Origin of the sequence: Streptomyces sp. SPB074 (assembly GCF_000154905.1) — a bacterium.
GTDB lineage: Bacteria > Actinomycetota > Actinomycetes > Streptomycetales > Streptomycetaceae > Streptomyces.
Window position 1 is genome coordinate 1,537,795 of the sequence record NZ_GG770539.1, and the last position, 8,154, is coordinate 1,545,948.

Here is an 8,154-nt window from a genome sequence, read left to right on the forward strand (position 1 = left end):
GTCGCACCGGCCGTGTGGCGGTGCGGGGGCGCGACGTCGCGCGGCGGTGCGGTCGGCGCGCGGCGCCGCCCCGTCGCCGGGGCCACGCCGCGCTCCGCTCAGGAGACGGCCTCGTGCAGGCGCGCCGTCTGGCGTTCCTTGAGCGGCCCGATCACCGACAGCGAGGGGCGCTGACCGAGGATGTCACGCGCGACGGCGCGCACCTCGTCGGGGGTGACCGCGGCGATCCGGGCGAGCATGTCGTCCACGGAGAGCTGCTCGCCCCAGCACAGTTCGCTCTTGCCGATGCGGTTCATGAGGGCGCCCGTGTCCTCCAGGCCGAGGACGGTGGAGCCGGCGAGCTGGCCGACGGCGCGGCGGATCTCCTCGTCGGCGAGGCCGTGCGCGGCGACGGTCTCCAGTTCCTCGCGGCAGATCTTGAGGACGTCGTCCACCTGGCTGGGCCTGCACCCGGCGTAGACGCCGAAGAGCCCGCAGTCGGCGAACGAGGACGTGTACGAGTACACGCTGTAGGCGAGGCCGCGCTTCTCGCGCACCTCCTGGAACAGGCGCGAGGACATGCCGCCGCCGAGGGCCGTGTTGAGGACGCCGAGGGCCCAGCGGCGCTCGTCGGTGCGGGCGATGCCGGGCATCCCGAGCACGACGTGGGCCTGTTCGGTGCGGCGGTTCTGCACCTCGACGCGGCCCGCGGCCCTGATGAGCCGGGTGCCCTCGCGCGGACCGAGGGGGGCGGCCTCGGCGCGGCCGAGGGCGCCCGCGCGGTCGAAGGCGGCACGTACCTGGCGTACGACCTTGGCGTGGTCGACGTTGCCCGCGGCGGCGACGACGAGGTGCGTGGGGTCGTAGTGGCGCTTGTAGAAGCGGGCGATCTGCTCGCGGCCGAGCGCGTTGATCGTGTCCACGGTGCCGAGGACGGGGCGGCCCAGGGGGGTGTCGCCGAGCATCGTGTGCGCGAAGAGGTCGTGCACGACGTCGCCCGGGTCGTCCTCGGTCATCGCGATCTCTTCGAGGATGACGCCGCGCTCGGCGTCGATGTCGGCGGCGTCCAGGGTCGAGCCCGTGAGCATGTCGCAGACGACGTCGATGGCGAGCGGCAGGTCGGTGTCGAGGACCCGCGCGTAGTAGCAGGTGTACTCCTTCGCCGTGAAGGCGTTCATCTCGCCGCCGACCGCATCGAGCGCGGCGGAGATGTCGAGGGCGGTGCGGCGTGCGGTGCCCTTGAAGAGGAGGTGTTCGAGGTAGTGCGTCGCGCCGTTGAGCGCCGGGGTCTCGTCGCGGGAGCCGACGTGGGCCCAGATGCCGAAGGTCGCGGAGCGGACCGAGGGCAGGGTCTCGGTGACGACGCGGAGGCCGCCGGGGAGCGTGGTGCGGCGGACCGTGCCGACGCCGTCCTTGCCGGGCAGGAGGGTCTGGGTGCGGGCCCTGGCGGCGCGCGCCGTGGTTTCGGTGCTACGGGCGACGGCCCGCCCCTTGGTGGTGGGGCGGGCCGTCGTACGCGTACTGCGTGACGTCACTTGTCCGTGTCGTCCTTCTTCTCGTCGCCGTCCTCGCCCTCGATGACCGGGATGAGGGAGAGCTTGCCGCGCGAGTCGATCTCGGCGATCTCAACCTGGACCTTCTGGCCCACACCGAGGACGTCCTCGACGTTCTCCACGCGCTTGCCGCCGGCGAGCTTGCGGATCTGCGAGATGTGCAGCAGGCCGTCCTTGCCGGGGAGCAGGGAGACGAACGCGCCGAAGGTCGTGGTCTTGACGACCGTGCCCAGGTAGCGCTCGCCGACCTCCGGCATCGTCGGGTTGGCGATGCTGTTGATCGTGGTGCGGGCGGCCTCGGCGGCCGGGCCGTCGGCGGCACCGATGTAGATGGTGCCGTCGTCCTCGATCGTGATCTCGGCGCCGGTGTCCTCCTGGATCTGGTTGATCATCTTGCCCTTCGGGCCGATGACCTCGCCGATCTTGTCCACGGGGATCTTGACGGTGATGATCCGCGGGGCGTTGGGGGACATCTCGTCCGGGGTGTCGATCGCTTCCATCATCACGTCGAGGATGTGGAGGCGGGCGTCCCGGGCCTGCTTGAGCGCGGCGGCCAGGACCGAGGCGGGGATGCCGTCGAGCTTGGTGTCGAGCTGGAGCGCGGTGACGAACTCCTTCGTGCCGGCGACCTTGAAGTCCATGTCGCCGAAGGCGTCCTCGGCACCGAGGATGTCGGTGAGCGTGACGTAGTGCGTCTCGCCGCCGTGCGTCTCGGAGATGAGGCCCATGGCGATACCGGCGACGGGGGCCTTGAGGGGCACACCGGCGTTCAGGAGCGACATGGTCGAGGCGCAGACGGAGCCCATCGACGTCGAGCCGTTGGAACCGAGCGCCTCGGAGACCTGGCGGATCGCGTAGGGGAACTCCTCGCGCGTCGGCAGGACGGGCACGAGGGCGCGCTCGGCGAGGGCGCCGTGGCCGATCTCGCGGCGCTTGGGGGAGCCGACGCGGCCGGTCTCGCCGGTGGAGTACGGCGGGAAGTTGTAGTTGTGCATGTAGCGCTTGCGGGTCACCGGGGAGAGGGTGTCCAGCTGCTGCTCCATGCGGAGCATGTTGAGCGTCGTGACGCCGAGGATCTGCGTCTCGCCGCGCTCGAAGAGCGCCGAGCCGTGGACCCGCGGGATCGCCTCGACCTCGGCGGCCAGGGTGCGGATGTCGGTGACGCCGCGGCCGTCGATGCGCTTCTTGTCCTTGATCACGCGCTCGCGGACCACGGCCTTGGTGAGGGCGCGGTAGGCGGCGGAGATCTCCTTCTCGCGGCCCTCGAACTGCGGGAGCAGCTTCTCGGCGGCGAGGCCCTTGACGCGGTCCAGCTCGGCCTCGCGCTCCTGCTTGCCCGCGATGGTGAGCGCCTGGGCCAGCTCGCCGCGCACGGCGGCGGTGAGGGCCTCGTACACGTCGTCCTGGAAGTCCAGGAAGATCGGGAACTCGCCGGTCGGCTTGGCGGCCTTCGCGGCGAGGTCGGCCTGGGCCTTGCAGAGCACCTTGATGAAGGGCTTCGCGGCGTCCAGACCGGCGGCGACGACCTCCTCGGTCGGGGCGGTGGCGCCGCCCGCGACGAGCTGGATCGTCTTCTCGGTGGCCTCGGCCTCGACCATCATGATCGCGACGTCGCCGTCCTCCAGGACACGACCGGCGACGACCATGTCGAAGACGGCGTCCTCCAGCTCGGTGTGCGTCGGGAAGGCGACCCACTGGCCCTTGATGAGGGCGACGCGGGTGCCGCCGATGGGGCCGGAGAAGGGGAGGCCCGCGAGCTGCGTGGAGCAGGAGGCGGCGTTGATCGCGACCACGTCGTAGAGGTGGTCGGGGTTGAGCGCCATGATCGTCTCGACGACCTGGATCTCGTTGCGCAGGCCCTTCTTGAAGGAGGGGCGCAGCGGGCGGTCGATCAGGCGGCAGGTGAGGATCGCGTCCTCGGAGGGGCGGCCCTCCCGGCGGAAGAAGGAGCCGGGGATCTTGCCGGCCGCGTACATCCGCTCCTCGACGTCCACCGTGAGGGGGAAGAAGTCGAGCTGGTCCTTGGGGTTCTTGGACGCGGTCGTGGCCGAGAGGACCATCGTGTCGTCGTCCAGGTACGCGACGGCGGACCCTGCGGCCTGCTTGGCGAGGCGGCCCGTCTCGAAGCGGATGGTGCGGGTGCCGAAGGAGCCGTTGTCGATGACGGCTTCGGCGTAGTGGGTCTCGTTCTCCACCAGGGGTTTCTCCGTTTACGTCTCGTCTTCGCGCGGCCTCGCCCGTGTGGCGGGCCGCGGGGTGCGGGTCCCTCCGGGGGGGAGGGGCGCGCGGGGTGGCGGGTTCCTCCGGGGAGGAAGTGCGCGGGTCGTGCGGGTGCGAGGTCGCGTCCGGGTGGGGCGCGGGGCTCGCGGTCGCGGGGTCCCTCCGGGGAGGGGGCGCGGGGTGCGGTCCGCCGGGTCCCTCCGGGGAGGGGCTTCGGCGGGTCGCGATGCGGTCCGCCGGGGCGGGTCGCGGGGTGCGGCCCGGGGGGTCGCGGGGTGCGGTCCGCCCGTGGCGGGTCCGCGGTGCAGCTGGTGGAGAAGCGGCTCCTGGTTGCTGGCCGGTCTTCGATCGAAGCACCCGGGGGCTCTGGCTCTGGTGGCCGTGATCCGTACGGGCCTGGTGGGCTGCACGGGGCTTGCGTGCCGTGGGGCCGTGCTCGGCTCGCGGGCCTGCCGGGCTCGCGGACCTTGCGCGGTCCACGGGCCTGCTGGGCTCCGGAGACTTGCTGGCCTTGCGGCTTGCTCGGCCTGCGGGCCGCTCTCGGCCTTGCGGGCCGGTGAGCCTTGCCGGGGGCCACTACCGAGGACCGGCGGCGGCGTGGAGTCGCTTCCCCTGTTCATTTGTTTGCGTTGCGTACGGGGTCCAGCCTACAAACTGAGTGGCCCCTGCCGCACGTACGACAAAAGGAGCGGTTCCCTGTGCAGGGGAACCGCTCCCTTCACGACGACCTCAGCGGGCGCCCGCCGCACCGCGGCGGATGCCGAGGCGCTCGACGAGCACGCGGAAGCGCGCGATGTCCTTCTTGGCCAGGTACTGGAGCAGCCGGCGGCGCTGGCCGACCAGGATCAGCAGGCCACGACGGGAGTGGTGGTCGTGCTTGTGCGTCTTGAGGTGCTCGGTCAGGTCCGAGATCCGGCGCGAGAGCAGAGCGACCTGCACCTCGGGAGAACCGGTGTCACCCTCCTTGGTGGCGAACTCGCCCATGATCTGCTTCTTCGTGGCGGCGTCGAGCGACACGCGATCTCCTAGTGAATCCAATGAGCCACCGAGTGCCCCGGGTCTGCATCGCCGGGGAGCTTCCGTTACTCGGGAGGCGGGGCACGCTGGGCGCTGTTCCCAGGGATTCCGGGAACGCGTACACATACGGCCGGTGTCAAGGTTAGCAGGGTGAGATCGCGACCTGTCCGCCCGGGGGGCGGGGGCGCGGGGGCACGCTTCGAGGCGGCGGCCGGTCGGAGTGAGGAGCGAGCGGCGGCTGGTTGGAGTGAGGGGCGGCTGGTTGGAGTGAGGGGCGAGCGGTTGGGCTCACGGACCGCGACCGGGCTGTGCTGTGCTGTGCTGTGCTGTGCTGTAACGGAGATTTTAGCTCTGAGGGCTTGTGCAGACCTCTTTTGATCTTCGCGGGAGCTTTTTCAGGCTCTTCGAGGTCGTGAATGCACCTTCGAGGTCGCAGGCGAGTCCTCCGGGACGTGACTGAATCACTCCCGCGCGGGAGTGGCCGAGTGCGACCGAGCAGAAGTGGTCGGTCGCACCGGAGCGGAAGTGACCGATTGCGGCCGAAGGCGACCGGTCATATGCGGTCACCATCCCTACCTCTCTAATCGCGGTCGCCGTCCTCTCCTGTCCGGTCATCGCCCCTCTTCCGGAGAAGCCGCCGAAGCGGGCGCACGCCCCACGGAGCGCCAGTACGCTGGGGCAGCCCTCATCGACGAGCGCTCCGCGCGCCGCGTACGGGCGAGTTGGGCACAGGACCACTTCGGGGAAGGGCAAGTCATTCATGTCCGAGGAGCACGAGGCCACGGCACCGGCCGCGCCGGTGGAGCTGGACGAGGAGACGAAGGCGCGCAAGGAGCGGGAGAAGAACGAGCTGTATTCGCTCGACATCTCGGGCGTCGAGTGGATCGGCCCGCCCGGAACCTCCCCCGACGAGGAGCGCGTCGAGATCGCGTACCTGCCGGGAGGAGGCGTGGCCATGCGGTCCTCGCTCGACCACGACACTGTGCTGCGCTACACGGAGGCGGAGTGGACCGCTTTCGTACTCGGCGCGCGTGACGGCGAGTTCGACCTCGCGTAATCCGATGGTGTGAAGGCCGGGTTCCCAAAACGGGCGCCCGGCCTTCGCGTTGTCCGCTCCCCGGCGGCAGCTCGGCCGGTGAAGTCACGCCTCCGCGCTGGCCGTCGAGGTCGCGGGAGGCGAGCACCGCGCGGCCGGGACGACCCCAACTCGGGAACACTTCGCGTGACTTCGGGAGATCATTGCGTGGGAGGACATGTCTGCGGCCATCCGATGCGCGCGTAGAGCCCTGCTATTCGGCATACGTGATGACTAGTCTGGGGTCAGGCGTGCTGCGTGACCCAGCGGTTCACGGAGCCCGTCACGGGGGGCCGGTTCTCCAGGCCCATGAGACGGCGGGGGAACGTGACTCCGTCGCCCCGACGCACGAGTGCCGAATCACCTGGAGGAGCTGTGAGCAGCGACCGGGACGCGTATCGCGGGGGCCGCTCGGCTTCCGGCGCTGACCACGAGGAATCCGTCGCCGAGACCACCGGCGAGTTCCGTTTCGACCAGTCGACGGCCTGGTACACGGCCACGGCGGCCCAGAGCGCCGAGAAGACAGGCGACGCGGCCCAGGAGGACGACCGGCCGAACGGCGCCGAGACGAACGGCGTCGAGCCGGGAGCCGATGCGTCGCGCGGCGACGAGCAGGGAGACGGCGCCGAACCCGGTGCGGCGGAGGCGCACGGCGCGGAGCGGGAGAGGGGCCCGGAGCGGGAGTGGAGCGCCGTGAAGGAGTGGGCCGCGCCGCAGGCCGGTGCGGGTTCGGTCGGTGCTTCGGCGGATGCGGTGAGCACCGCGGGAGTGGGAGACGACGCCGACAAGCCGGTGGCGGGTGAGGCGAAGCCGGAGGCGGACGGACGTGACGCGTCGTGGACGGCTGCGTCGCTGGGCGGGCTGTCGGGGCTCCCGTTCACCACCGGTTCCAGCACCGCGAGCGACGCTCCGCCCTGGAGGGTTCGGGGAGACCGGGACACGGAGCAGGGCCCGGACGCGGCAGGGGTCGCGGCGTCGGACGGGGTCGCGGCTGGTGACGTCGCGTCCGAAGAGAGCGACGCGGTACGCCACGGCGCGGCCGGCACGACCGCCGTGGCCGGGACGGGCGACGCCGCGTCCGAGGACGGCGGGGCGGCGCGCTACGTCGCATCGGATGTGGGCGGGGCAGACGACGCCGCGCCGGACCTGGGCGCGGCGGGGCACGACGCGTCCGACGACGCGCGACGCCGCGCCGTGATAGAGCGGGACACGGCGCGGAGTCGCGACGAGGACGACGTACCTCCGGGCGCCGGTGACGCGGCGTACGGGGTGGACGACGCGGGCGACGTACGCGACGTGGCATACGCGACGCCGCGTGAGCGCGACGCGACGGAGGGCGCCACGGCGCCGCGCGACGACGCGCCGCCCCAGCCGAAGACACCGGGCGAGGCGCCGCCGGAGCACGCGACGGTGCGGGAAGAGGGCGACGAAGCGGTAGGCGGCGGCGAGGCCGCCGACGTGGAGAAGCCCGATGATGCCGCGTCCCCGGGCAGCTCCGCGTCCGGTGCGTGGGAGTCGCGCGAGGACTACTTCATGCTGCCCCCCATGCCCCCCACGTCGCCCGCCGCGACGGGCTTCACGCCCCCACCGGGCGCCGTCTCCGCGGTCCCACGCCTTCCCGAGGGGAGTGGCTTTGTACCGGCCGAGTCGTCCGCTCGCCCCGGCGACCTGGAGAGCGGCGCGACGATGCGTTTCTCGATGCCCTCGGTCCGGCGCGAACCCGACGCCGCGCCGCAAGACGACGCGTCGCTGCCGAACGACGCGGAAGACTCGACGGCCCACCGGACGGCGCCTGTCCGGGACGCCGCTTCGGACGACGCGCCGCGTACGGAACGACGCGACGTCACGGGCACCGAACGCGACTCCGTCACGGAGGCGACGGGCGGGGAAGCACGCGACGTAGCGCCCGTGACGGACGCGGAGCCACGCGACGGAGCGGACAGGGAACCACGCGACGTAACGGATGCGGAGCCGCGCGGCGTAGAAGAGCAGGCACCGCGCGACGTCGCGGGCGCCGGGCCGCTCGACGCGGCGGGTACCGAGCCGGACGATGCCGTACGGCTCGGCGGCACGGAGCCGCGCGACGTCCCGGGTGGCGCGGCGCGGCAGGCGGCCGAGGCAGGGGTCGCGTCTGACGGCGCGGACGCCGCGTCGTCGTCGCGCGACGCGGCCGGGGACGCCGGCACGTGGGCGGTCGCCACGACGCCGCCCGGGGGCCTGTCGCTGCCGCCAGCCTTCCCTCCCGCCGACGCCGCCTCCACCGACGCGCGAGACGGTACGCAGGACGGCTCGGAGGGGGGCGCCGAGGAC

The 8,154-nt window shown here is 72.1% G+C and carries 4 protein-coding genes and 1 pseudogene; 2 read left to right on the forward strand and 3 right to left on the reverse strand.

Annotation, left to right across the window (positions count from 1 at the left end):
* Positions 1 to 98: 98 nt before the first annotated feature.
* From SSBG_RS06105 to rpsO, 3 genes are all read right to left on the reverse strand, one after another.
* On the reverse strand, positions 99 to 1,514 hold the full coding sequence (locus tag SSBG_RS06105) for a M16 family metallopeptidase (protein ID WP_008745332.1): 1,416 nt from the start codon (positions 1,512 to 1,514) through the stop codon (positions 99 to 101).
* Complete coding sequence (locus SSBG_RS06110; RefSeq protein ID WP_037869062.1) at positions 1,511 to 3,727, reverse strand: polyribonucleotide nucleotidyltransferase; 2,217 nt, start codon at positions 3,725 to 3,727, stop codon at positions 1,511 to 1,513. The genes SSBG_RS06105 and SSBG_RS06110 overlap by 4 nt, the downstream gene beginning before the upstream one ends.
* Positions 3,728 to 4,481: 754 nt before the next feature.
* Positions 4,482 to 4,769: a 30S ribosomal protein S15 gene (rpsO, locus tag SSBG_RS06115; RefSeq protein WP_007821463.1), complete on the reverse strand. Its 288-nt coding sequence runs from the start codon at positions 4,767 to 4,769 to the stop codon at positions 4,482 to 4,484.
* A 760-nt stretch (positions 4,770 to 5,529) separates the two neighbouring features.
* Between rpsO and SSBG_RS06120 the strand changes: the two genes are divergently transcribed.
* Together SSBG_RS06120 and SSBG_RS34270 are read left to right on the forward strand one after the other, a co-directional pair.
* On the forward strand, positions 5,530 to 5,826 hold the full coding sequence (locus tag SSBG_RS06120; RefSeq protein WP_007821465.1) for a DUF397 domain-containing protein: 297 nt from the start codon (positions 5,530 to 5,532) through the stop codon (positions 5,824 to 5,826).
* A gap of 393 nt (positions 5,827 to 6,219) precedes the next feature.
* Positions 6,220 to 8,154: pseudogene (locus tag SSBG_RS34270) on the forward strand (hypothetical protein); the annotation flags it as partial.